Genomic DNA, 371 nt, shown 5'->3' on the forward strand with positions numbered 1-371 from the left:
TTTAAGTTTTTATTTATTTCTTTATTTTCATTTTTATTGATTGTTTTATCTTTGTTATTTAATTCTTCATTGATAATAAAAGAGCTCATATAAGTTTGATAAGCATGTTCTAAATCTTTAAAACCAAGTCTTTTAAATTCATCAATACTTTTATAAAGTTCTTTTCTTGCATTTAAATAAGTATCATTTAGTTTGTTTTTATGAGAGATAAAGATAGTATAAAAACTAGAGTTAAATTCTAATTCTTTTATTGTGTTTTCATCAAATAAAGCTTGCTTATCTTTATCATATAAAACATAATCTTCACAAAAATATAAAGCTTTTAATAAATAGGGTTTTGAATCAATGTTGATGTTGTTGATATCTTGCAA

Annotated in this window: 1 pseudogene; it reads right to left on the bottom strand. The window is 20.5% G+C overall.

The annotated features are described in order from the left end of the window. Window positions 1-371 (bottom strand): annotated as a pseudogene (locus CAMP5053_RS08430) (hypothetical protein); the annotation flags it as partial.

Origin of the sequence: Campylobacter sp. S4:11, from assembly GCF_024723695.1 — a bacterium.
In the GTDB taxonomy this organism is placed as follows: Bacteria; Campylobacterota; Campylobacteria; order Campylobacterales; family Campylobacteraceae; genus Campylobacter_D; species Campylobacter_D jejuni_C.